Below are 21,732 nucleotides of genomic sequence, written 5' to 3' on the forward strand. Positions count from 1 at the left end.
TATGTCCGTACTCGATCTAAACGCCCTGAATGAATTGCCGAAAGTCGAGCGCGTCATGGCGCTGGCTGAAACCAACGCGCAGCTGGAAAAGTTGGATGCTGAAGGACGCGTGGCGTGGGCGCTGGAGAATCTACCCGGTGAATACGTGCTCTCGTCGAGCTTTGGTATTCAGGCGGCGGTCAGCCTGCATCTGGTTAACCAGATTCGCCCGGATATTCCGGTTATCCTGACCGATACCGGCTATCTGTTCCCGGAAACCTACCAGTTTATTGATGAGCTGACGGAAAAGCTGAACCTGAACCTGAAAGTCTACCGTGCGACGGAAAGCGCGGCCTGGCAGGAAGCCCGCTACGGTAAACTGTGGGAGCAAGGCGTTGAGGGCATTGAGAAATACAATGACATCAACAAAGTCGAGCCGATGAACCGGGCGTTAAAAGAGCTTAACGCGCAAACGTGGTTTGCTGGCCTGCGCCGCGAACAATCCGGGAGCCGGGCGCATCTGCCTGTGCTGGCGATTCAGCGCGGCGTTTTTAAAGTGCTGCCCATCATCGACTGGGATAACCGGACGGTGTACCAGTATCTGCAAAAACACGGTCTGAAATACCATCCGCTATGGGATCAGGGCTATCTGTCGGTTGGCGATACCCACACCACCCGTAAATGGGAGCCCGGCATGGCAGAAGAAGAGACGCGATTCTTCGGGCTGAAGCGCGAGTGCGGGCTGCACGAAGGGTGATTGTTTTGCCTGATGGCGCTACGCTTATCAGGCCTACCAGACAGTGTCTGTAGGCCTGATAAGGCATTTATGCCGCCATCCGGCAAGTGCAGCTCTGTAGGCCCGGTAAGGCGTAGCCGCCACCGGGCGACACATCAGGCTTTACCGGCTTTCGCCAGTTCTTTTACCAGCGGCAACATGATGCGCACGACATCGCGACTGCGGTGTTCAATTCTTCCTGGTAGCGCCTTGTCGATGTGCTGTTGGTTATCCAGACGCACATCGTGCCAGCTGTTTCCGGCCGGGAATGAAGGCGTTTTCGCACGCTGCTGATAGCCGTCTTTTTTCCCCAGATTCCAGTTGGTGGCCTCAACCGACAGCACGGAAATACCGGCTTTATCGAAGACTTCGGCGTCGTTACAGCAGCCTGTGCCTTTCGGGTAATCCTTGTTCAGACCCGGATTGGTCGCGGCGGCGATACCGTGGCTGCGCGCAATCGTCAGCGCCCGGTCGCGCGTCAGTTTGCGTACGGCTTCCGGCGTTTGCTGCCCGCTGTTGAAGTAGAGTTTGTCGCCGACAATCAGGTTATCAAGGTTAATTACCAGCAGCGTATTTTTCTTCTCAGCGGCGCTCATCCGCTTAAGCAGGTTTTCTGCGCCCAGTTTTCCCTCTTCTTCACCGCTGGTGGCGATAAAGCGGATGCCGTACTGCGTCGGGATGTCTTTCAGGCGTTCAGCCAGTTCCAGCATCACGCCCAGCCCGGCGGCGTTATCGTCAATGCCCTGCAAGGTTAAACCGCCGAGATTGGCGTCGGTATCGGCATCGCTCAGCGGCGCATAGGTATCCAGGTGCGCCATAATAATAATTTGTTGCGGCGCTTTCCCTTCGTGCGCCGCAATAACGGTACTGCCCGTCACGTTATGCCAGTTCTTGCGATTATTCCTGGCGGTATAAATATAGCGGCTATTAAATGTTCGGATATCGCTGCGATATCCCATCTGCTCAAATTGCTGACGTAAATAATCGGCAGAGAGCATCTCCGCCGGTGTTCCGGTCATTCTGCCGGGAAAGAATGTTGCAATGTGTCGTGCCTGAATATTGGCGATATCGCCAGGCTTCGGTGACGTTGCCTGCGCGGGAAGGATAAAGCATACGCCGAGCGCCAGGAGCGCTGCACGGAGGCGCGATGCGGAAAACATAGTGAGTCCTTAAATACAGAGCAGAAATTTTTACCCGCTTAGTATGAAACCGTGATTGCCGTAAAACAATTTCATTTGCTCTGAAATGCCCTAAATTCGGTGGGTTAAGCACTTTTTGATATTTGCTTTCTCAAATCGTTATTCCTTTGAGGAACTACTCATTCCAATTCGTAATTTCATTCGTTCTCCTGCGCTCCCTATAGTCGTGTTATCTGAATGTTTAGCAAAATAGCGGTATTGCAAAGGAACGGTTATGGACCAAAAACGACTCACCCACCTGCGGCAGCTGGAAGCGGAAAGCATCCATATCATTCGCGAGGTGGCCGCCGAATTTTCTAATCCGGTGATGATGTATTCCATCGGTAAAGATTCCAGCGTCATGCTGCATCTGGCGCGTAAAGCGTTTTATCCAGGTACGTTGCCGTTTCCGCTGCTGCACGTTGATACCGGCTGGAAGTTTCGTGAGATGTACGAATTCCGCGATCGCACCGCAAAGGCCTACGGTTGTGAACTGCTGGTGCATAAAAACCCGGAAGGGGTGGCGATGGGGATTAACCCGTTCGTTCACGGCAGCGCTAAACACACCGATATTATGAAAACCGAAGGGTTGAAACAGGCGTTGGATAAATATGGCTTTGACGCCGCGTTCGGCGGCGCGCGCCGCGACGAAGAGAAGTCGCGCGCCAAAGAGCGTATTTACTCCTTCCGCGACCGCTTTCACCGCTGGGACCCGAAAAACCAGCGCCCGGAGCTATGGCACAACTACAACGGGCAGATTAACAAAGGCGAAAGCATCCGCGTTTTCCCGCTCTCTAACTGGACCGAGCAGGATATCTGGCAGTACATCTGGCTGGAAAATATCGAGATCGTGCCGCTGTACCTGGCCGCTGAGCGCCCGGTGCTGGAGCGCGACGGCATGCTGATGATGATCGATGACGATCGTATTGACCTGCAACCCGGCGAGGTGATCAAAAAACGCATGGTGCGTTTCCGTACCCTCGGCTGCTGGCCGCTCACGGGGGCGGTGGAATCCAGCGCGCAGACGCTGCCGGAAATTATTGAAGAGATGCTGGTCTCGACCACCAGTGAACGTCAGGGGCGCGTGATTGACCGCGACCAGGCGGGCTCAATGGAGCTGAAGAAACGTCAGGGGTATTTCTAAGGAGCCGCCATGAACACCACACTTGCACAACAAATCGCTAATGAAGGCGGCGTCGAAGCCTGGATGGTTGCCCAGCAACACAAAAGCCTGCTGCGCTTCTTGACCTGCGGCAGCGTCGATGACGGTAAAAGCACGCTGATTGGCCGACTGCTGCACGATACGCGTCAGATTTATGAAGATCAGCTCTCGTCGCTGCATAACGACAGTAAGCGTCATGGCACCCAGGGTGAAAAACTCGATCTGGCGCTGCTGGTCGACGGGTTGCAGGCTGAGCGCGAGCAGGGAATTACCATTGATGTGGCATACCGCTATTTCTCGACCGAGAAACGCAAATTTATTATTGCCGACACGCCAGGGCACGAGCAGTACACGCGTAACATGGCGACCGGCGCATCGACCTGCGATCTGGCGATCCTGCTGATCGACGCCCGCAAAGGCGTGCTGGATCAGACCCGCCGCCACAGTTTCATCTCTACGCTGCTGGGCATCAAGCACCTGGTGGTGGCGATCAACAAGATGGATCTGGTGGGGTTCAGCGAGGAGACGTTCGCCCGTATTCGCGAAGATTACCTGACGTTTGCCGGGCAGCTGCCGGGGAACCTGGACATCCGCTTTGTGCCACTCTCTGCGCTGGAAGGGGATAACGTCGCGACCCAGAGCGCCAGTATGCCGTGGTACAACGGCCCGACGCTGCTGGAAGTGCTGGAGACGGTTGAGATCCAGCGGGTTGTCGACACCCAGCCGATGCGCTTCCCGGTACAGTATGTGAACCGTCCGAACCTCGATTTCCGTGGTTATGCCGGAACGCTGGCCTCCGGCAGCGTGAAGGTCGGGCAGCGTGTCAAAGTTCTGCCGTCCGGCGTTGAATCCAACGTGGCGCGCATCGTCACCTTTGATGGCGATCTGCAAGAGGCGCACGCCGGTGAAGCGATTACGCTGGTGCTGAAAGATGAAATCGACATCAGCCGTGGCGATCTGTTGCTGGATGCAGGCGAAAACCTGCCAGCCGTACAGAGCGCCGCCGTTGATGTGGTATGGATGGCGGAACAACCGCTGTCGGCCGGGCAGAGTTATGACATCAAGATTGCCGGTAAAAAGACCCGTGCGCGCGTCGATGCCATTCGCCATCAGGTTGATATCAACAACCTGACCCAGCGCGAGGTGGAAAGCCTGCCGCTGAACGGTATCGGCCTGGTCGAACTGACTTTTGACGAACCGTTAGTGCTGGATACATACCAGCAGAACCCGGTCACTGGCGGGTTAATCATCATCGACCGGCTGTCCAACGTGACCGTTGGCGCGGGGCTGGTGCGTGAGCCTATTGAGCGCACCGCCGCGACGCCTTCCGGGTTCAGCGATTTTGAGCTGGAACTGAACGCGCTGATCCGTCGCCACTTCCCGCACTGGGGCGCGCGTGATTTGCTGGGAGGCAAGTAATGGCGCTGCATGACGAAAACGTCGTCTGGCATGCCCATGCGGTGACGCGCGAAGATCGTGAAGCGCTGCATGGGCATAAAGGGGCTGTGGTCTGGTTTACGGGACTTTCCGGTTCGGGGAAATCAACGGTTGCAGGCGCGCTGGAAGAGGCCCTGCATAAGCTGGGCGTCAGCACCTGGCTGCTGGATGGCGATAATGTCCGTCACGGCCTGTGCAGCGATCTTGGCTTTAGCGACGCAGACCGTAAAGAGAATATCCGTCGGGTGGGGGAGGTTGCGAACCTGATGGTGGATGCCGGGCTGGTGGTGCTGACGGCGTTTATTTCGCCGCATCGCGCGGAGCGGCAGATGGTGCGCGAGCGCATCGGGGAGGGGCGGTTTATCGAGGTTTTTGTCGATACGCCGCTGGCAACCTGTGAAGCGCGCGATCCTAAAGGGCTGTACAAGAAGGCCAGGGCGGGTGAACTGCGTAATTTCACCGGCATTGATTCGGTATATGAAACGCCTGAATCGCCTGAAGTTCATCTGGATGGTGAACAATTAGTAACAAATTTGGTTGCCCAATTATTAGATCTACTGAGACAGGGCGATATTATCAGATCCTGAGACACCGCCGGGCTTGTATGCCCGGTGAGTCAAGGTTACAGGATTCGATATGCGTAATAGCCATAACATTACTATCACAAGGTCAGATGCCCTCACGACCGACGACGACACAACCTGGTCACTGCCGGGCGCCGTGGTCGGTTTTGCTTCGTGGCTGCTGGCGTTGGGAATTCCCTTTCTCATCTATGGCCCTAACACGCTGTTTTTCTTCCTCTATACCTGGCCCTTCTTCCTGGCGCTCATGCCCGTTGCGGTTGTGGTCGGCGTGGCCCTGCATTCAATCATGAGCGGCAAACTGTTCTACAGCATTACGGCTACGCTATTAACGGTAGGCGCGATGTTTGGCGCGCTCTTCATGTGGCTGTTGGGGTAGGTCAGCCCTCCCTTTTCATGACGGGCGAGAGTGGCCATAATTCAAACCGTAACCAACAATAAGATTATGTTCTCCCTGCACGAGATATGCGGATCGGCGGATAAATGTGGTACATTTGCCCGCGTTGTCGCGGCATTCCCGCCTCAGAGTAGAGTCTCTGGGAAAGTTATGGGATGATGGTGCCGTTTTTCAGGGGGCAGGATGGGTAAACTAACGCTGCTGCTGCTGACTTTACTGGTCTGGTTGCAGTATTCGCTGTGGTTCGGTAAGAACGGCATACATGACTACAGCCGCGTCAACGATGATGTGGCTGCGCAGCAAGCTACGAATGCGAAACTTAAAGCGCGTAACGATCAGCTTTTCGCCGAAATTGACGATCTCAATGGCGGCCAGGAAGCGATCGAGGAGCGCGCGCGTAATGAACTCAGCATGACCAAACCGGGCGAAACTTTTTACCGTCTGGTGCCTGACGCGTCTAAACGTGCTCAGGCTGCGGGGCAAACTAATCGATAAATCAGCCCAGGAAATGACATGGCAGCCACTTTATTGGACGTTTGCGCTGTGGTACCGGCTGCCGGATTTGGCCGCCGAATGCAAACGGAATGTCCTAAGCAATATCTCTCTATTGGCAATAAAACCATTCTTGAACACTCGGTGCATGCGCTGCTGGCGCATCCCCGGGTGACGCGCGTCGTTATCGCAATCAGCCCTGGCGACAGCCGCTTCGCCGAACTTCCTCTGGCGCAACATCCGCAGGTCACCGTCGTGGACGGAGGTGACGAACGCGCCGATTCCGTACTGGCAGGCTTACGGGCGGCCGGTGACGCGCAGTGGGTGCTGGTGCATGACGCCGCCCGGCCTTGTCTGCATCAGGATGACCTGGCGCGTCTGCTCTCGCTTAGCGAAACCAGCCGCACGGGCGGAATCCTCGCCGCTCCGGTACGCGACACCATGAAACGCGCCGAGCCGGGTCAAGCCGCCATTGCGCATACCGTAGAGCGTACCGACCTGTGGCACGCGTTAACGCCGCAATTCTTCCCACGCGAGCTGCTGCATGATTGCCTGAGCCGTGCGCTGAACGAAGGCGCGACCATTACCGATGAGGCGTCCGCGCTGGAGTATTGCGGTTTTCATCCCCAACTGGTTGAAGGCCGGGCTGATAATATAAAAGTCACCCGCCCGGAAGATCTGGCGCTTGCGGAATTTTATCTGACCCGAACAATCTAGACACAAAATCATTCAGGCTGCATCGAGGCGGCAACTGAGTGCATCCCCAGGAGCTTACATAAGTAAGTGACTGGGGTGAACAAAGGCAGCCAACAAAGAGGCAGCTTGAAGGATGATGTGTATATCAGGAGAATGCATGATGCGAATCGGACACGGTTTTGACGTACACGCTTTTGGCGGAGAAGGCCCAATTATCATTGGTGGCGTGCGCATCCCGTATGACAAAGGGCTGCTGGCGCATTCTGATGGCGACGTGGCGCTGCATGCGCTGACCGATGCGCTGCTCGGCGCGGCGGCGCTTGGCGATATCGGCAAACTTTTCCCGGATACCGATCCGGCCTTTAAAGGCGCGGACAGCCGCGAATTGCTGCGGGAAGCATGGCGACGTATTCAGGCCAAAGGCTATACCCTTGGTAACGTGGACGTGACCATTATCGCCCAGGCGCCGAAGATGCTGCCGCATATCCCGCAAATGCGCGTGTTTATCGCGGAAGATCTTGGTTGTCATATGGATGATGTCAACGTCAAGGCGACCACCACGGAGAAACTCGGGTTCACCGGGCGTGGGGAAGGGATTGCCTGCGAAGCGGTGGCGCTACTGATTAAGGCCGCGAAATGACCGAGTTTGAAAACCTGACGTACCTCCACGGAAAGCCGCAGGGCACCGGGCTGCTTAAAGCGAACCCGGAAGATTTTGTGGTGGTTGAAGATTTAGGTTTTGAGCCAGATGGCGAAGGCGAACATATTCTGGTTCGCATTCTGAAAAACGGTTGTAACACCCGTTTTGTGGCCGATGCGCTGGCGAAATTCCTTAAAATTCATGCCCGTGAAGTGAGCTTTGCCGGGCAGAAAGACAAGCATGCCGTCACTGAACAGTGGCTGTGTGCGCGCGTGCCGGGCAAAGAGATGCCAGACCTGAGCGCATTCCAGATTGAAGGCTGTAAAGTGCTGGAGTACGCGCGTCACAAACGTAAGCTGCGTTTAGGCGCGCTGAAGGGCAACGCGTTTACGCTGGTGCTGCGTGAAGTCAGCCATCGTGATGATGTTGAAGCCCGGCTACAGGCCATCAATACGCGCGGCGTACCAAACTATTTTGGCGCGCAGCGATTCGGCATTGGCGGCAGCAACCTGCAAGGCGCGCTGCGCTGGGCGCAAAGCAATGCGCCGGTGCGCGATCGCAATAAACGCAGTTTTTGGTTGTCGGCGGCCCGCAGTGCGTTGTTTAATCAGATCGTCAACGAACGCGTGAAAAAACCAGACTTTAATCAAGTTGTTGATGGCGATGCGCTACAATTAGCGGGGCGCGGGAGCTGGTTTGTGGCCACGCAGGAAGAACAGGCGGAATTACAGCGTCGCGTTGACGAAAAAGAACTGATGATTACGGCGGGGCTTCCCGGTAGCGGCGAGTGGGGAACCCTGCGCGACGCGCTGGCGTTTGAAGAGGCTGCCATTGCGGATGAGAGCGAACTGCAATCGTTACTGCTGCGCGAAAAGGTTGACGCGGCGCGCAGGGCGATGCTGCTCTATCCGCAACAATTACGCTGGAACTGGTGGGATGACGTCACCGTTGAGCTGCGCTTCTGGCTACCGGCAGGCAGTTTCGCCACCAGCGTCGTAAGGGAACTGATTAACACAATGGGTGATTATGCGCATATTGCTGAGTAACGATGATGGGGTCCACGCGCCCGGTATACAAACGCTGGCGAAAGCGCTGCGTGAGTTTGCTGACGTACAGGTCGTCGCCCCGGATCGTAACCGCAGTGGCGCGTCAAACTCGCTGACGCTGGAATCCTCGCTTCGTACCTTTACCTTTGATAACGGCGATATCGCCGTGCAGATGGGCACGCCGACCGACTGCGTCTACCTGGGCGTGAACGCGCTGATGCGTCCGCGCCCGGATATTGTGGTTTCAGGCATTAACGCGGGCCCTAATCTGGGCGATGATGTCATCTATTCCGGGACCGTCGCCGCAGCGATGGAGGGCCGTCACCTGGGTTTTCCCGCGCTGGCGGTATCGCTTGACGGCCATCAGCACTATGAGACGGCGGCAGCGGTAACCTGCTCTATTTTGCGTGCATTACGTCGGGAGCCGCTGCGTACCGGACGCATTCTGAATATCAATGTCCCGGATCTGCCGCTGGATCAAATCAAAGGCATTCGCGTAACCCGCTGCGGCAGCCGCCATCCGGCCGATCAGGTTATTCCACAGCAGGACCCGCGCGGCAACACGCTGTACTGGATCGGCCCGCCGGGCGGCAAATGCGACGCCGGGCCGGACACCGATTTTGCGGCGGTGGATGAGGGCTATGTCTCCGTTACCCCGCTGCATGTGGATTTAACGGCGTATAGCGCGCATGATGTGGTTTCGGACTGGTTAGACAGCGTGGGAGTTGACGCGCAATGGTAAGCAGACGCGTACACACTCTTCTTGAACAATTGCGCGCTCAGGGCATCAAAGATGAGCAAGTGCTGGATGCGCTTGCCGCCGTCCCGCGTGAAAAATTCATTGATGAAGCGTTTGAACATAAAGCCTGGGACAATATCGCTTTGCCGATTGGCCAGGGGCAGACCATTTCGCAGCCCTATATGGTGGCGCGAATGACAGAATTGCTTGAGTTGACGCCGCAATCCAGAGTGCTGGAGATCGGCACCGGCTCCGGGTATCAGACGGCGATTCTTGCGCATCTGGTACAGCATGTGTGCTCGGTGGAGCGCATTAAAGGGCTGCAATGGCAGGCGCGTCGTCGCCTGAAACAGCTTGATTTACACAATGTTTCAACTCGTCATGGCGATGGATGGCAAGGTTGGCAGGCTCGCGCCCCGTTTGACGCCATCATCGTGACGGCAGCTCCGCCGGAAATTCCGACGGCGTTAATGACGCAACTGGATGAAGGCGGGATTCTCGTTTTACCCGTGGGTGAGGAGCATCAGTTCTTGAAACGGGTGCGTCGCCGGGGAGGCGAATTTATTATCGATACCGTGGAGGCCGTCCGCTTTGTGCCTTTAGTGAAAGGCGAACTCGCTTAAGCATCCTTTAATACCCGGATTTTTCCTGGTTATTTTATAAAGGGTAAGCGTATTGTGGGGACGTTTCCAGCGTCCAGGCCGATGCCTTGCACGGTTATTACGTCACTGGTTGTTAACCAAATTTTTCCTGGGGGATAAATGAGCGCGGGAAGCCCAAAATTCACCGTTAGCCGCATTGCGGCATTGTCGCTGGTTTCGCTATGGCTGGCAGGTTGTTCCAATTCTTCGAATCCTCCTGCGCCGGTAAGCTCAGTTAATGGTAATGCCCCGTCGAGCACCAGCTCCGGGATGCTGATCACGCCGCCGCCCAAGATGGGGACAACGGCGCAACAAACGCCGCAGATTCAGCCCGTGCAGCCTGTTCAACCGGTTGCCCAGTCCCGGCAGATCCAGCCGGTCGCTGAGCAGCCTGTGCAAATGGAAAATGGCCGTATCGTGTACAACCGCCAGTATGGGAACATTCCGAAAGGCAGCTACACCGGCGGCAGCACATACACCGTTAAAAAAGGCGACACGCTTTTCTATATCGCCTGGATCACCGGGAACGATTTCCGCGACCTTGCTCAGCGTAACAACGTTCCGGCCCCATACGGCCTGAATGTGGGGCAAACGCTCCAGGTCGGCAATGCCTCAGGCACGCCAATTACCGGCGGCAACGCGATTACGCAGGCGGATGCAGTAGAGCAAGGAGTTGTGACCAAACCTGCACAAAATTCCACCGTTGTAGTTGCGTCGAAACCGACAATTACGTATTCTGAGGATTCAGGTGAACAAAGTGCTAATAAAATGTTGCCGAACAACAAGCCTGCTGGGACCGTGGTCACAGCGCCTGTAACGGCACCAACAGCGAGCACAACCGAACCGACTGCAAGCAGTACGTCAACCAGTTCGCCAATCTCCACATGGCGCTGGCCGACTGAAGGCAAAGTGATCGAAAACTTCGCGGCTACCGAAGGTGGCAACAAAGGGATCGACATTGCAGGCAGTAAAGGACAGGCTATTGTCGCGACCGCAGATGGACGCGTCGTATATGCCGGTAACGCGCTGCGCGGTTACGGTAATCTTATTATCATCAAACACAACGATGATTACCTGAGTGCCTACGCCCATAACGATACGATGCTGGTCCGGGAACAACAAGAAGTTAAGGCGGGGCAAAAAATCGCTACCATGGGTAGCACCGGAACCAGTTCTACACGCTTGCATTTTGAAATTCGTTACAAGGGGAAATCCGTAAACCCGCTGCGCTATTTACCGCAGCGATAATTCGGCGGAACCAGGCTTGCACTTGCTAGTTCCGTCCAGGGATCACGGGTAGGAGCCACCTTATGAGTCAGAATACGCTGAAAGTTCATGATTTAAATGAAGACGCGGAATTTGATGAGAACGGAGTAGAGGCTTTTGACGAAAAAGCCTTGAGTGAAGAGGAACCCAGTGATAACGACCTGGCTGAAGAGGAGCTGTTATCGCAAGGGGCCACACAGCGTGTGTTGGACGCGACTCAGCTTTACCTTGGTGAGATTGGTTATTCGCCACTGTTAACGGCCGAAGAAGAAGTTTATTTTGCGCGTCGCGCACTGCGTGGAGATGTTGCCTCTCGCCGTCGCATGATTGAGAGTAACTTGCGTCTGGTGGTAAAAATTGCCCGCCGTTATGGCAATCGTGGACTGGCGTTGCTGGACCTGATTGAAGAGGGCAATCTGGGGCTTATCCGTGCCGTCGAGAAGTTTGACCCTGAACGTGGGTTCCGTTTCTCAACATACGCTACCTGGTGGATTCGCCAGACGATCGAACGGGCCATTATGAACCAAACCCGTACGATTCGACTGCCGATTCACATTGTTAAAGAGCTGAACGTCTATCTGCGTACCGCACGAGAGTTGTCGCATAAACTGGACCACGAACCGAGCGCGGAAGAGATAGCAGAGCAACTGGATAAACCGGTTGATGACGTCAGCCGTATGCTTCGTCTCAACGAGCGCATAACCTCGGTAGACACCCCGCTGGGTGGTGATTCCGAAAAAGCGTTGCTGGATATCCTGGCCGATGAAAAAGAGAACGGCCCGGAAGACACCACGCAAGATGATGATATGAAACAGAGTATCGTCAAATGGCTGTTCGAACTGAACGCCAAACAGCGTGAAGTGCTGGCACGTCGTTTCGGTCTGCTGGGGTATGAAGCGGCGACACTGGAAGATGTGGGGCGTGAAATTGGTCTCACCCGTGAACGTGTTCGTCAGATTCAGGTTGAAGGCCTGCGTCGTCTGCGCGAAATTTTGCAGACTCAGGGGCTGAATATCGAAGCGCTGTTCCGTGAGTAAGTGATTATTCGTCAAAAAAAGGCCAGTCGTGAGACTGGCCTTTTTCTTTGGGCGTCAGTTCGTAGGCCGGATAAGGCGTAGCCGCCATCTGGTACTTATTGCCCGATGGCGCTTTGCTTATCGGGCCGACAAAAATATCCCAGGCTGACTTTACCCCATCATCTTGCGCACCAGCTGCGTGAACTGTTTGCGCTCATCGTCGCTCAGGCGCCCTAAAAATTCATCATCCACACGATCCCCCAACGGCATGGCGCTGGTCAGCAGCGTTTCTCCTTCGCCAGTAAGATAAACAAAGCGGCGGCGTTTATCTTGTGGATCGCTTTCCCGCGTCACCAGTCCCCGGCTTTCCATTCGACTCAGCATCTCCGCCAGCGTCGCTTTTGTACTGACCGCCGCCTCCATTAGGGCAATCTGCTCAATGCCTGGATGCTCAGCAATAGCGCGCATTACCGCATACTGTGGCTTGGTCAGTTCCGGTAATTCGTGCTGCCAGTGGGCCGTATGCTGTTGAAAAAGCTGACGTAACAGATGAAACGCTGTGTTTCGTAACTCCATGTGCGCTCCTGGCAAAATATCTGTTGCTATCATAACGGGTTGTAGCAATTTTTATAATGCTCAATCTTTTAGCTCTCCGTGCGGCTATGGGGAATGAAGCTTGTCCAGGTATTCCGGGTAGCGTATTTTATCTAAAACGTTCGTATACGAACAAAATGGAGTGATGGATGAGACTGATTGTGGGGATGACCGGCGCAACGGGGGCGCCGCTAGGCATTGCGCTGCTACAGGCGCTGCGGCAAATGCCGACAGTAGAAACACACCTGGTAATGTCTAAGTGGGCCAAAACGACCATTGAGCTGGAAACGCCTTACAGTGCGCGAGATGTTGCCGGACTGGCTGATTACTGCCATAACCCGGCGGATCAGGCGGCGACGATCTCTTCCGGCTCATTTCGCACCGACGGCATGATCATTATGCCTTGCAGTATGAAAACGCTGGCGGGGATTCGCGCAGGATATGCCGAGGGGTTAGTTGGCCGTGCCGCCGATGTGGTGTTGAAAGAAGGGCGCAAACTGGTGCTGGTGCCGCGTGAAATGCCGCTCAGCACGATCCATCTGGAAAACATGCTCGCCCTTTCCCGCATGGGGGTCGCGATGGTGCCGCCCATGCCTGCTTTCTACAACCATCCGCAAACCATTGATGATATTACGCAGCATATTGTGGCGCGTGTGCTGGATCAGTTTGGTCTGGAGCATCCGCGTGCCCGGCGCTGGCAGGGGTTGCAGCAGGCGCAGAATTTTTCACAGGAGAATGAATAATGGCATTTGATGACTTACGCAGCTTTTTGCAGGCGCTCGACGAGCAGGGGCAACTGCTGAAAATCAGTGAAGAAGTGAATGCAGAGCCGGATCTGGCTGCTGCGGCTAACGCAACCGGGCGCATTGGCGACGGCGCGCCGGCGCTGTGGTTCGACAATATCCGTGGCTTCACGGATGCGCGCGTGGCGATGAACACCATTGGTTCCTGGCAGAACCATGCCATCTCTTTAGGCTTGCCGCCTAATACGCCAGTAAAAAAGCAAATTGATGAATTTATCCGCCGCTGGGACACGTTCCCCGTCGCCCCCGAGCGCCGTGTCAACCCGGCGTGGGCGGAAAACACCGTTGATGGCGAGGCGATCAACCTGTTTGATATTCTGCCGCTGTTTCGCCTCAACGATGGCGATGGCGGCTTCTATCTGGATAAAGCCTGTGTCGTCTCCCGCGATCCGCTCGACCCGGATCACTTCGGCAAGCAGAATGTGGGTATCTACCGGATGGAAGTGAAAGGCAAGCGTAAGCTGGGCCTGCAACCGGTGCCAATGCACGATATCGCGCTGCATCTGCATAAGGCGGAAGAGCGTGGCGAAGATCTGCCGATTGCTATTACGCTCGGTAACGATCCGATCATCACTCTGATGGGCGCCACTCCGCTGAAATACGATCAGTCTGAGTATGAAATGGCGGGCGCGCTGCGCGAAAGCCCATACCCGATCGCCACCGCGCCGCTGACCGGCTTTGATGTGCCGTGGGGCTCAGAAGTGATCCTTGAAGGGGTGATCGAAAGCCGTAAGCGTGAAATTGAAGGGCCGTTTGGCGAGTTTACCGGCCACTATTCTGGTGGGCGCAATATGACGGTGGTGCGCATCGACAAAGTGTCTTATCGCACTAAACCGATTTTTGAATCGCTCTACCTCGGGATGCCGTGGACTGAAATTGACTACCTGATGGGGCCAGCGACCTGTGTGCCGCTGTATCAGCAGCTGAAAGCGGAGTTCCCGGAGGTGCAGGCGGTTAACGCCATGTATACCCACGGTCTGCTGGCGATTATCTCGACCAAAAAACGCTACGGTGGATTTGCCCGCGCGGTTGGCCTGCGGGCAATGACCACGCCGCACGGTCTGGGCTATGTGAAGATGGTGATTATGGTTGATGAGGATGTCGATCCGTTCAACCTGCCGCAGGTGATGTGGGCGCTGTCGTCGAAGGTCAACCCGGCAGGCGATCTGGTGCAGCTGCAGAACATGTCGGTACTGGAACTGGACCCAGGCTCAAGCCCGGCGGGGATCACTGACAAACTGATCATCGACGCCACAACGCCGGTTGCGCCGGATAATCGCGGCCACTACAGCCAGCCGGTATGTGATTTACCGGAAACCAAAGCCTGGGCTGAAAAGCTGACTGCCATGCTGGCCAACCGTAAATAAGGAGTAGCAGATGATTTGTCCACGTTGCGCTGATGAACATATTGAATTGATGGCGACCTCTCCGGTCAAAGGGATCTGGACGGTGTATCAGTGCCAGCATTGTCTGTACACCTGGCGTGATACCGAGCCGCTACGCCGTACCAGCCGTGAACATTACCCGCAAGCGTTTCGCATGACGCAGAAAGATATTGATCAAGCGCCGATGGTGCCGGGCATTCCACCGCTGCTGGCGGAAGATAAGCGTTAATAAAAAAGCCGGATGGCGGCTGACGCCTTATCCGGCCTACGTATTATGGTGTGTCTTGCTGGCCTGTGCATCGGGCGTTGTGCCGGATGGCGGCTGGCACCTTATCCGGCCTACGTATTGTGGTTGTGTTTTGCTGGTTCGTGCATCGGGCGTTGTGCCGGATGGCGGCTGACGCCTTATCCGGCCTACGGATTGTGGTGTGTCTTGCTGGCCTGTGCACCGGGCGTTGTGCCGGATGGCGGCTGACGCCTTATCCGGCCTACGGATTGTGGTGTGTCTTGCTGGCCTGTGCACCGGGCGTTGTGCCGGATGGCGGCTACGCCTTATCCGGCCTACGGATTGGGGGGTGTTTTGCTGGCCTGTGCATCGGGCGTTGTGCCGGATGGCGGCTGACGCCTTATCCGGCCTACGTATTGTGATGCTTCTTGTAGGCCCGGTAAGCGTAGCGCCACCGGGCGTTTCTGATTTACACCAGACTCTTCAACCGGTAGATCCACTCCAGCGCCTGGCGTGGCGTCAGAGAGTCAGGGTCGAGGTTTTCCAGCGCTTCAACGGCAGGAGAGGTCTCTTCCGCAACCGACAGCAGCGACATCTGCGTACCGTCCACCTGGGTCGCGGCGGCATTCGGCGAGAGGCTTTCCAGCTCGCGCAGCTTTTGCCGCGCGCGTTTGATCACCTCTTTCGGCACGCCCGCCAGCGCAGCTACCGCCAGACCGTAACTCTTGCTTGCCGCCCCGTCCTGCACGCTGTGCATAAAGGCGATGGTATCGCCGTGCTCCAGCGCGTCCAGATGCACGTTCGCGACGCCTTCCATTTTCTCCGGCAACTGCGTCAGTTCGAAATAGTGGGTGGCGAACAGCGTCAGCGCTTTGATCTTATTCGCCAGATTTTCCGCACACGCCCACGCCAGCGACAGGCCGTCATAGGTCGATGTGCCGCGCCCGATTTCGTCCATCAAAACCAGACTGTTTTCGGTCGCGTTGTGCAAAATATTGGCGGTTTCGGTCATCTCGACCATGAAGGTTGAACGACCGGAAGCCAGATCGTCCGCCGCGCCTACGCGGGTAAAGATGCGGTCGATCGGGCCAATCTCAACGCTTTGCGCAGGCACGTAGCTGCCAATATACGCCAGCAGCGCAATCAGCGCGGTCTGACGCATATAGGTGCTTTTACCCCCCATGTTCGGCCCGGTGATAATCAGCATCCGGCGCTGCGGGGAAAGGTTCAGCGGGTTGGCGATAAACGGCTCGTTCAGCACCTGCTCGACAACCGGATGGCGACCTTCGGTAATCCGAATGCCGGGCTTATCGCTAAAGGTCGGACAGGTATAATTCAGCGTATACGCGCGTTCAGCCAGGTTGACCAGCACGTCCAGCTCAGCCAGCGCATTGGCGCTCTGTTGCAGCTCTGCCAGGTGAGGGAGCAGCAGATCAAACAGTTCGTCATAAAGCTGTTTTTCCAGCGCCAGCGCTTTGCCTTTAGAGGTCAGAACTTTGTCTTCGTACTCTTTCAGCTCGGGAATAATGTAGCGCTCGGCGTTTTTCAGCGTCTGACGGCGGACGTAGTTAATGGGCGCCAGGTGGCTTTGCCCACGGCTGATCTGGATGTAATAACCGTGTACGGCGTTAAAGCCGACTTTCAGCGTATCCAGCCCGGTACGTTCACGCTCGCGGATTTCCAGACGATCGAGATAGTCGGTCGCCCCGTCAGCCAGCGCGCGCCATTCGTCCAGTTCTTCGTTGTAGCCCGGCGCAATAACGCCGCCGTCGCGCACCAGAACCGGCGGCGCATCGATAATGGCGCGTTCCAGCAGATCGCGCAGTTCGGTAAACTCGCCCATTTTCTCGCGCAGGTTCTGCACGGGGGCGCTGGTTACGGTTTCAAGCTGTGCGCGCAGTTCCGGTAACTGTTGGAAGGCGTGACGCATACGGGCGAGATCGCGTGGTCGGGCGGTACGCAAGGCCAGACGGGCGAGGATACGCTCCAGGTCGCCCACCTGACGCAGCACCGGTTGCAATTCACTGGTCACATCCTGCAACGCGCCAATGGTCTGCTGACGTTCGATCAGGGTTTTCGTGTCGCGCACCGGCATATGCAGCCAGCGTTTGAGCATACGGCTGCCCATTGGCGTGACGGTGCAGTCGAGCACCGAAGCCAGCGTATTGTCCACGCCGCCCGCCAGGTTCTGGGTGATCTCCAGGTTGCGGCGCGTGGCGGCATCCATAATGATGCTGTCCTGCTGGCGTTCCATCGTAATGGAGCGAATGTGTGGCAGTGAAGTGCGCTGGGTGTCTTTGACGTACTGCAACAGACAGCCTGCGGCGCACAGTCCGCGTGGTGCGTTCTCTACGCCAAAGCCGATCAGGTCCCGTGTACCAAATTGCAGGTTTAGCTGCTGGCGAGCGGTATCGATTTCAAATTCCCACAGCGGGCGACGGCGTAAACCACGGCGGCCGTCGATCAGCGCCATTTCGGCAAAATCTTCGGCGTACAGCAGTTCTGCCGGGTTAGTGCGCTGTAATTCTGCGGCCATCGTTTCACGGTCAACCGGTTCGCTTAAGCGAAAACGCCCGGAGCTGATGTCCAGCGTGGCGTAACCGTAGCCTTTGCTGTCCTGCCAGATGGCGGCCAGCAGGTTGTCCTGGCGCTCCTGCAACAGCGCTTCATCGCTGATAGTGCCAGGCGTAACGATGCGCACGACCTTACGTTCAACCGGGCCTTTGCTGGTGGCCGGATCGCCAATCTGTTCACAGATTGCGACGGACTCCCCTTGATTGACCAGCTTCGCAAGGTAGTTTTCGACGGCGTGATGCGGGATGCCCGCCATCGGAATCGGTTCGCCCGCCGATGCGCCGCGTTTGGTCAGCGAAATATCGAGTAATTGCGAGGCGCGGCGTGCATCGTCGTAAAACAGTTCGTAAAAATCGCCCATGCGGTAAAACAGCAGGATCTCCGGGTGCTGGGCTTTCAGCTTGAGATACTGCTGCATCATGGGGGTATGGGCGTCGAGATTATCGATTGTACTCATGGAGTCGTGTCCAGTTCCCTGATTTTAAATGGATTGCGATGCTTTTTCTTTTCGTTGTTATCACATAAGGGGCACATGATAACGGAGATACGCATTTCAGGGAAAGCAGCGATGGACGACTTATCGATCCTTATTCCGTTTCTGATTTTTATAACTGCTGTTTGAGCTGCATTTCGGAACGCCGCTCCCGCAACGTAGCGTAAATAAATGCCACGATGAAGATCGCAGTGAACAATACTACGATGGTTGGCGCAGGGGCGCTGTCGAGGAAAAACGACAGATAAACGCCGAGAAAAGAGGTGACGACCGACAGCGTGACCGCCAGCATCAGCGCGCGGGCAAAACGCCGCGTCAGCAAAATCGCAATCGCGCCAGGGGCGATTAACAGCGAGATGGAAAGAATAATCCCCACCGATTTCAGCGTTGCGACGATGGTCAACGCGATCATGCACAACAGACCATAATGCAGCAGGGCGGTATTGAGGCCGCTGGCTTTTGCCTGGTGCGGATCGAAGGCATGCAGTAAAAAATCTTTCCATTTCAGCCCGATAATCAGCGCAATACCCAGCGCAATCAGCGCCGTTTGCAGAATATCGCTGATGGACACGCCCAGCATATCGCCGAACAGAATATGATCCAGATGGACTTCAGACTGGATAGAAACGTACAGCACCAGCCCTGCGCCAAACATTCCTGAGAAGACGATTCCCATGATGGTATCGCGCTTAATGCGGCTGTTATCGTCGAGATAGCCGGTGGCAACCGCGCAGAATAGCCCGGCAATAAACGCGCCGATGGCCAGCGGAATACCGGCGATATAGGCCAGCACAATGCCGGGGAACACGGCGTGACTCATGGCGTCGCCCATTAACGCCCAGCCTTTCAGCACCAGAAACACCGACAATAACGCACAGGGGATCGCCACAATTGCCGAGACCATGAGCGCGTTGATCATAAAATCAAACTGGAAGGGTTCCAGTAAGGCGGTTAAGCGCATGGGGTCTCCTTATTCAGGCGCGCACGACGGCGGTTGGCAAGCAGGCCGTGTTTCGGGGCGAAGATAAACGCCAGCAGAAACAATAGCGTTTGCAGGACGACGATGATCCCGCCGGTCGCACCATCCAGCCAGTAGCTGAGCCAGGCGCCGAAAAAGCTGGTCAGGCTGCCGATGGCGACGGCGATGGTTAACAGGCGCGGAAAACGATCGGTCAGCAGCCAGGCGGTGGCGCCAGGCGTGACCACCAGACAGATCACCAGAAAAGCGCCGACGGTTTGCAGAGCGGCGACGGTGGAGACCGACAGCAACGTGAAAAACAGCAGCTTCAGCCGGGCGGGGTTAAGCCCAATCGATCGCGCATGGTTTTCGTCGAAAAAAGTCACCATCAGATCTTTCCACTTCAGCAGCAAAATCACCAGAGAGACCGTACCGATGATCGCCAGTTGCAGAATATCTTCCGGCGCAATAGCCAGCACGTTGCCGAGGATAATGGTCTGGATGTTGACCGACATCGGATTGAGCGAAACCATAAACAGCCCGATGCCAAAGAAAGAGGAGAAGATAAGACCGATAATCGCGTCTTCTTTCAGGCGTGAACGCTGGTTGAGAAAAAGCATGCTGCCCGCCGCCAGGCCGCCGGAGAGAAACGCGCCGAGAGAGAAGGGCAGCCCCAGCATATACGCGCCCGCCACGCCGGGGACGATGGAGTGGGAAAGCGCGTCGCCAATCAGCGACCAGCCTTTAAGCATCAGATAGCAGGAGAGAAAGGCGCACAGGCCGCCGACCATTGCCGAGACCCACATGGCGTTGAGCATGTACTGGTAGCCGAACGGTTCCACAAGCCAGTTCATGATGATTCACCTCCGCCTGCCGCGCGCCGTGAGATAAAGGGGCGCTCGTCGTCGGTGATGATATGCTCCTCGCCGCCGCTCAGCGCCACATGACGCAATACGCCGCTGAACGCCAGTTCGAGGTTTTCAGCGGTGAAGGTGGTTTCCGTCGGGCCGCTCGCCAGCACGGTGCCTTTGATCATCACCGTGTAATCGCAAAACTCCGTTACCGAGCCGAGGTTATGCGTTGAAACCAACATGGTGCGGCCTTCATCGCGCAGCTCGCGCAACAGGGCAATAATGCGGGCTTCGGTTTTCACGTCAACGCCGGTAAAAGGCTCATCCAGAAGAATAACCTGCCCGTCCTGGGCGATGGCTCTGGCCAGAAAGACGCGTTTTTTCTGCCCGCCGGAAAGCTCGCCAATCTGCCGATAGCGATATTCCAGCATGTCCACCCGCGTCAGCGCAGCGTCCACGCTTTCACGATCGCGCGCGCTGGGGCGGCGCAGCCACCCCATATGGCCGTAGCGCCCCATCATCACCACATCTTCCACCAGTACCGGAAACGACCAGTCCACCTCTTCAGATTGCGGGACATAGGCGATCAGATTCTGTTTCAACGCTTTGTTGACGGGCTGTTGCAGGATGGCGATTTCTCCCTTCGCCAGTCGGACAAACCCCATCAATGCTTTAAACAGCGTCGATTTCCCTGAACCGTTGACGCCAACCAGCGCGGCAATTGAGCCGCCAGGCACCTGAAACGTCGTGTCCCGCAGGGCAGTGTGACCATTGCGATACGTCACCGTGACGCGATCAACGGTAATCGCAGATTGACTCATTTCTGGCTCCTCAGCCCGTCAGTGATGCCGCTGACGATGGTTTCAGTTGTGACGCGCAGCAGATCCAGATACGTCGGCACCGGACCGTCGGCAGCGCTCAGAGAATCAACATATAGCACACCGCCGTAGTGTGCGCCGGATTCACGCGCGACCTGGCGGGCCGGTTTATCGGAAACGGTACTTTCGCTGAACACCGCCGGGATGTGATGTTCCCTGATCGCGTCGATCACTTTGCGTACCTGTTTAGGCGTGCCTTGCTGATCGGCGTTGATCGGCCAGAGGTACAGCTCTTTCAGGTCGTTATCGCGCGCCAGATAGGAAAATGCCCCTTCACTGGTCACCAGCCAGCGCTTGTCGGCAGGAATCTTCGCCAGCGCGTCGCGTAGTGGATCGAGCGTCTGGCGGATTTGGGCTTTATAGTTTTCGGCGTTTTTCTGGTACGTCGCGGCGTTATCTGGATCGTATTTCACCAGCGCATCGCGAATGTTATCCACGTAAATCAGCGCATTTTCCGCCGACATCCAGGCGTGCGGGTTGGGTTTGCCGTTATACGGCCCTTCGGTAATGCCCATCGGCTTCACGCCGTTGGATACCGTAACTTCCGGCACGCCAGATAAGTGCTGGTAGAACCGGGCGAACCACAGCTCCAGGTTCAGGCCGTTAGAGAGGATCAGCTGCGCGCCCTGCGCCCGCTTAATGTCGCCGGGTGTCGGCTGATACTCGTGGATCTCCGCGCCAGGCTTCGTGATTGAACTGACGTCCGCCGCATCGCCCGCTACGTTTTTCGCCATGTCGGCGATGACGGTAAACGTTGTGATGACCTTAAATTTATCTTTTGCATAAGCAGGCGACAGCGCAAGCATCGCCAGCGCGCTGGCAAGGAGAATGGATTTCAGACGGAGCAAGTGCGGCATAGTATCCCTCATCATAATGCGGTTAATTATTCATCGAATATAGCCTTTGCTATGTTATATAGCACAAG

General features: G+C 56.2%; 24 protein-coding genes. 17 read left to right on the forward strand and 7 right to left on the reverse strand.

Features of this window, described 5'->3' with window-relative positions; genetic code table 11:
• The first annotated feature begins 1 nt into the window (after window position 1).
• Window positions 2-736: a phosphoadenosine phosphosulfate reductase gene (cysH, locus tag OGV83_RS18050; protein ID WP_058668019.1), complete on the forward strand. Its 735-nt coding sequence runs from the start codon at window positions 2-4 to the stop codon at window positions 734-736.
• A gap of 134 nt (window positions 737-870) precedes the next feature.
• On the opposite strand, the gene OGV83_RS18055 is transcribed toward cysH, so the two are convergent.
• Window positions 871-1,914, reverse strand: coding sequence for an aminopeptidase (locus tag OGV83_RS18055; protein WP_114848670.1), 1,044 nt, complete (start codon window positions 1,912-1,914; stop codon window positions 871-873).
• A gap of 253 nt (window positions 1,915-2,167) precedes the next feature.
• Between OGV83_RS18055 and cysD the strand changes: the two genes are divergently transcribed.
• The 12 genes from cysD to rpoS all read left to right on the forward strand — a co-directional run bounded on the left by cysD (window position 2,168) and on the right by rpoS (window position 12,066).
• On the forward strand, window positions 2,168-3,076 hold the full coding sequence (cysD, locus tag OGV83_RS18060) for a sulfate adenylyltransferase subunit CysD (RefSeq protein WP_012134868.1): 909 nt from the start codon (window positions 2,168-2,170) through the stop codon (window positions 3,074-3,076).
• Between the two features lie 9 nt (window positions 3,077-3,085).
• Window positions 3,086-4,513: a sulfate adenylyltransferase subunit CysN gene (cysN, locus tag OGV83_RS18065; RefSeq protein ID WP_104868262.1), complete on the forward strand. Its 1,428-nt coding sequence runs from the start codon at window positions 3,086-3,088 to the stop codon at window positions 4,511-4,513.
• Window positions 4,513-5,118, forward strand: coding sequence for an adenylyl-sulfate kinase (gene cysC / locus OGV83_RS18070; protein ID WP_104868263.1), 606 nt, complete (start codon window positions 4,513-4,515; stop codon window positions 5,116-5,118). The genes cysN and cysC overlap by 1 nt, the downstream gene beginning before the upstream one ends.
• Window positions 5,119-5,167: 49 nt before the next feature.
• Entirely contained in the window at window positions 5,168-5,491 is a 324-nt protein-coding gene (locus OGV83_RS18075) for a DUF3561 family protein (RefSeq protein ID WP_012134865.1), read from the forward strand.
• A gap of 201 nt (window positions 5,492-5,692) precedes the next feature.
• Window positions 5,693-6,004 (forward strand): cell division protein FtsB, encoded by a 312-nt coding sequence (gene ftsB, locus OGV83_RS18080; protein ID WP_012134864.1) that lies wholly within the window; start codon window positions 5,693-5,695, stop codon window positions 6,002-6,004.
• Window positions 6,005-6,022: 18 nt separating this feature from the next.
• Window positions 6,023-6,718 carry a 2-C-methyl-D-erythritol 4-phosphate cytidylyltransferase gene (gene ispD, locus OGV83_RS18085; protein ID WP_112001655.1) on the forward strand — a complete coding sequence of 232 codons (696 nt, stop codon included), beginning with the start codon at window positions 6,023-6,025 and terminating at the stop codon, window positions 6,716-6,718.
• A 139-nt stretch (window positions 6,719-6,857) separates the two neighbouring features.
• A complete protein-coding gene (gene ispF / locus OGV83_RS18090) occupies window positions 6,858-7,337 on the forward strand; it encodes a 2-C-methyl-D-erythritol 2,4-cyclodiphosphate synthase (protein WP_012134862.1) in 480 nt (159 codons plus the stop codon).
• Window positions 7,334-8,383, forward strand: coding sequence for a tRNA pseudouridine(13) synthase TruD (gene truD, locus OGV83_RS18095; RefSeq protein ID WP_286464260.1), 1,050 nt, complete (start codon window positions 7,334-7,336; stop codon window positions 8,381-8,383). Before ispF ends, truD begins: the two co-directional genes overlap by 4 nt.
• Complete coding sequence (surE, locus tag OGV83_RS18100; protein WP_012134860.1) at window positions 8,364-9,125, forward strand: 5'/3'-nucleotidase SurE; 762 nt, start codon at window positions 8,364-8,366, stop codon at window positions 9,123-9,125. Before truD ends, surE begins: the two co-directional genes overlap by 20 nt.
• Window positions 9,119-9,745 (forward strand): protein-L-isoaspartate O-methyltransferase, encoded by a 627-nt coding sequence (gene pcm / locus OGV83_RS18105; RefSeq protein ID WP_012134859.1) that lies wholly within the window; start codon window positions 9,119-9,121, stop codon window positions 9,743-9,745. The genes surE and pcm overlap by 7 nt, the downstream gene beginning before the upstream one ends.
• A 138-nt stretch (window positions 9,746-9,883) precedes the next feature.
• Window positions 9,884-11,011, forward strand: a complete 1,128-nt coding sequence (gene nlpD, locus OGV83_RS18110; RefSeq protein WP_024130899.1) for a murein hydrolase activator NlpD — start codon at window positions 9,884-9,886, stop codon at window positions 11,009-11,011.
• Window positions 11,012-11,073: 62 nt separating this feature from the next.
• Window positions 11,074-12,066 (forward strand): RNA polymerase sigma factor RpoS, encoded by a 993-nt coding sequence (rpoS, locus tag OGV83_RS18115; protein ID WP_000081498.1) that lies wholly within the window; start codon window positions 11,074-11,076, stop codon window positions 12,064-12,066.
• A gap of 150 nt (window positions 12,067-12,216) precedes the next feature.
• Here the strand turns inward: rpoS and OGV83_RS18120 are convergent, their stop codons facing one another.
• Entirely contained in the window at window positions 12,217-12,621 is a 405-nt protein-coding gene (locus OGV83_RS18120; RefSeq protein WP_286464262.1) for a MarR family winged helix-turn-helix transcriptional regulator, read from the reverse strand.
• A gap of 167 nt (window positions 12,622-12,788) precedes the next feature.
• Between OGV83_RS18120 and OGV83_RS18125 the strand changes: the two genes are divergently transcribed.
• The 4 genes from OGV83_RS18125 to OGV83_RS18140 are packed head-to-tail and all read left to right on the forward strand — an operon-like array spanning window position 12,789 to window position 15,475.
• Window positions 12,789-13,382, forward strand: coding sequence for a non-oxidative hydroxyarylic acid decarboxylases subunit B (locus OGV83_RS18125; RefSeq protein WP_012134854.1), 594 nt, complete (start codon window positions 12,789-12,791; stop codon window positions 13,380-13,382).
• Window positions 13,382-14,809: a non-oxidative hydroxyarylic acid decarboxylases subunit C gene (locus OGV83_RS18130; protein ID WP_286464263.1), complete on the forward strand. Its 1,428-nt coding sequence runs from the start codon at window positions 13,382-13,384 to the stop codon at window positions 14,807-14,809. The genes OGV83_RS18125 and OGV83_RS18130 overlap by 1 nt, the downstream gene beginning before the upstream one ends.
• A 10-nt stretch (window positions 14,810-14,819) precedes the next feature.
• Window positions 14,820-15,056 (forward strand): non-oxidative hydroxyarylic acid decarboxylases subunit D, encoded by a 237-nt coding sequence (locus tag OGV83_RS18135; RefSeq protein ID WP_012134852.1) that lies wholly within the window; start codon window positions 14,820-14,822, stop codon window positions 15,054-15,056.
• A 50-nt stretch (window positions 15,057-15,106) separates the two neighbouring features.
• Entirely contained in the window at window positions 15,107-15,475 is a 369-nt protein-coding gene (locus OGV83_RS18140) for a hypothetical protein (protein WP_286464264.1), read from the forward strand.
• A 47-nt stretch (window positions 15,476-15,522) separates the two neighbouring features.
• On the opposite strand, the gene mutS is transcribed toward OGV83_RS18140, so the two are convergent.
• From mutS to sitA, 5 genes are all read right to left on the reverse strand, one after another.
• The gene (mutS, locus tag OGV83_RS18145) at window positions 15,523-18,084 is read right to left on the reverse strand and encodes a DNA mismatch repair protein MutS (protein WP_012134851.1); all 2,562 of its coding nucleotides are present in this window, start codon (window positions 18,082-18,084) and stop codon (window positions 15,523-15,525) included.
• A 148-nt stretch (window positions 18,085-18,232) separates the two neighbouring features.
• Window positions 18,233-19,081, reverse strand: a complete 849-nt coding sequence (sitD, locus tag OGV83_RS18150) for an iron/manganese ABC transporter permease subunit SitD (RefSeq protein ID WP_134769118.1) — start codon at window positions 19,079-19,081, stop codon at window positions 18,233-18,235.
• Complete coding sequence (gene sitC, locus OGV83_RS18155; RefSeq protein ID WP_012134848.1) at window positions 19,072-19,932, reverse strand: iron/manganese ABC transporter permease subunit SitC; 861 nt, start codon at window positions 19,930-19,932, stop codon at window positions 19,072-19,074. The genes sitD and sitC overlap by 10 nt, the downstream gene beginning before the upstream one ends.
• Window positions 19,929-20,750 carry an iron/manganese ABC transporter ATP-binding protein SitB gene (sitB, locus tag OGV83_RS18160; protein WP_200073920.1) on the reverse strand — a complete coding sequence of 274 codons (822 nt, stop codon included), beginning with the start codon at window positions 20,748-20,750 and terminating at the stop codon, window positions 19,929-19,931. The genes sitC and sitB overlap by 4 nt, the downstream gene beginning before the upstream one ends.
• The gene (sitA, locus tag OGV83_RS18165) at window positions 20,747-21,664 is read right to left on the reverse strand and encodes an iron/manganese ABC transporter substrate-binding protein SitA (RefSeq protein ID WP_047461652.1); all 918 of its coding nucleotides are present in this window, start codon (window positions 21,662-21,664) and stop codon (window positions 20,747-20,749) included. Before sitA ends, sitB begins: the two co-directional genes overlap by 4 nt.
• Window positions 21,665-21,732 lie beyond the last annotated feature (68 nt).

The sequence above is a fragment of the Citrobacter sp. CK189 genome (assembly GCF_030333505.1).
Taxonomy (GTDB): domain Bacteria; phylum Pseudomonadota; class Gammaproteobacteria; order Enterobacterales; family Enterobacteriaceae; genus Citrobacter_B; species Citrobacter_B koseri.

Bases quoted from the DNA above. Each gene is read 5' to 3' on its own strand.
- OGV83_RS18130 (WP_286464263.1), top strand. From the start codon at position 13,382: ATGGCATTTGATGACTTACGCAGCTTTTTGCAGGCGCTCGACGAGCAG.
- mutS (WP_012134851.1), bottom strand. From the start codon at position 18,084: ATGAGTACAATCGATAATCTCGACGCCCATACCCCCATGATGCAGCAG.
- cysD (WP_012134868.1), top strand. From the start codon at position 2,168: ATGGACCAAAAACGACTCACCCACCTGCGGCAGCTGGAAGCGGAAAGC.
- cysC (WP_104868263.1), top strand. From the start codon at position 4,513: ATGGCGCTGCATGACGAAAACGTCGTCTGGCATGCCCATGCGGTGACG.
- OGV83_RS18120 (WP_286464262.1), bottom strand. From the start codon at position 12,621: ATGGAGTTACGAAACACAGCGTTTCATCTGTTACGTCAGCTTTTTCAA.
- OGV83_RS18125 (WP_012134854.1), top strand. From the start codon at position 12,789: ATGAGACTGATTGTGGGGATGACCGGCGCAACGGGGGCGCCGCTAGGC.
- ispF (WP_012134862.1), top strand. From the start codon at position 6,858: ATGCGAATCGGACACGGTTTTGACGTACACGCTTTTGGCGGAGAAGGC.
- sitB (WP_200073920.1), bottom strand. From the start codon at position 20,750: ATGAGTCAATCTGCGATTACCGTTGATCGCGTCACGGTGACGTATCGC.
- rpoS (WP_000081498.1), top strand. From the start codon at position 11,074: ATGAGTCAGAATACGCTGAAAGTTCATGATTTAAATGAAGACGCGGAA.
- truD (WP_286464260.1), top strand. From the start codon at position 7,334: ATGACCGAGTTTGAAAACCTGACGTACCTCCACGGAAAGCCGCAGGGC.
- surE (WP_012134860.1), top strand. From the start codon at position 8,364: ATGCGCATATTGCTGAGTAACGATGATGGGGTCCACGCGCCCGGTATA.
- cysH (WP_058668019.1), top strand. From the start codon at position 2: ATGTCCGTACTCGATCTAAACGCCCTGAATGAATTGCCGAAAGTCGAG.
- OGV83_RS18055 (WP_114848670.1), bottom strand. From the start codon at position 1,914: ATGTTTTCCGCATCGCGCCTCCGTGCAGCGCTCCTGGCGCTCGGCGTA.
- sitC (WP_012134848.1), bottom strand. From the start codon at position 19,932: ATGAACTGGCTTGTGGAACCGTTCGGCTACCAGTACATGCTCAACGCC.
- cysN (WP_104868262.1), top strand. From the start codon at position 3,086: ATGAACACCACACTTGCACAACAAATCGCTAATGAAGGCGGCGTCGAA.
- sitD (WP_134769118.1), bottom strand. From the start codon at position 19,081: ATGCGCTTAACCGCCTTACTGGAACCCTTCCAGTTTGATTTTATGATC.
- OGV83_RS18075 (WP_012134865.1), top strand. From the start codon at position 5,168: ATGCGTAATAGCCATAACATTACTATCACAAGGTCAGATGCCCTCACG.
- nlpD (WP_024130899.1), top strand. From the start codon at position 9,884: ATGAGCGCGGGAAGCCCAAAATTCACCGTTAGCCGCATTGCGGCATTG.
- OGV83_RS18135 (WP_012134852.1), top strand. From the start codon at position 14,820: ATGATTTGTCCACGTTGCGCTGATGAACATATTGAATTGATGGCGACC.
- ftsB (WP_012134864.1), top strand. From the start codon at position 5,693: ATGGGTAAACTAACGCTGCTGCTGCTGACTTTACTGGTCTGGTTGCAG.
- pcm (WP_012134859.1), top strand. From the start codon at position 9,119: ATGGTAAGCAGACGCGTACACACTCTTCTTGAACAATTGCGCGCTCAG.
- sitA (WP_047461652.1), bottom strand. From the start codon at position 21,664: ATGCCGCACTTGCTCCGTCTGAAATCCATTCTCCTTGCCAGCGCGCTG.
- ispD (WP_112001655.1), top strand. From the start codon at position 6,023: ATGGCAGCCACTTTATTGGACGTTTGCGCTGTGGTACCGGCTGCCGGA.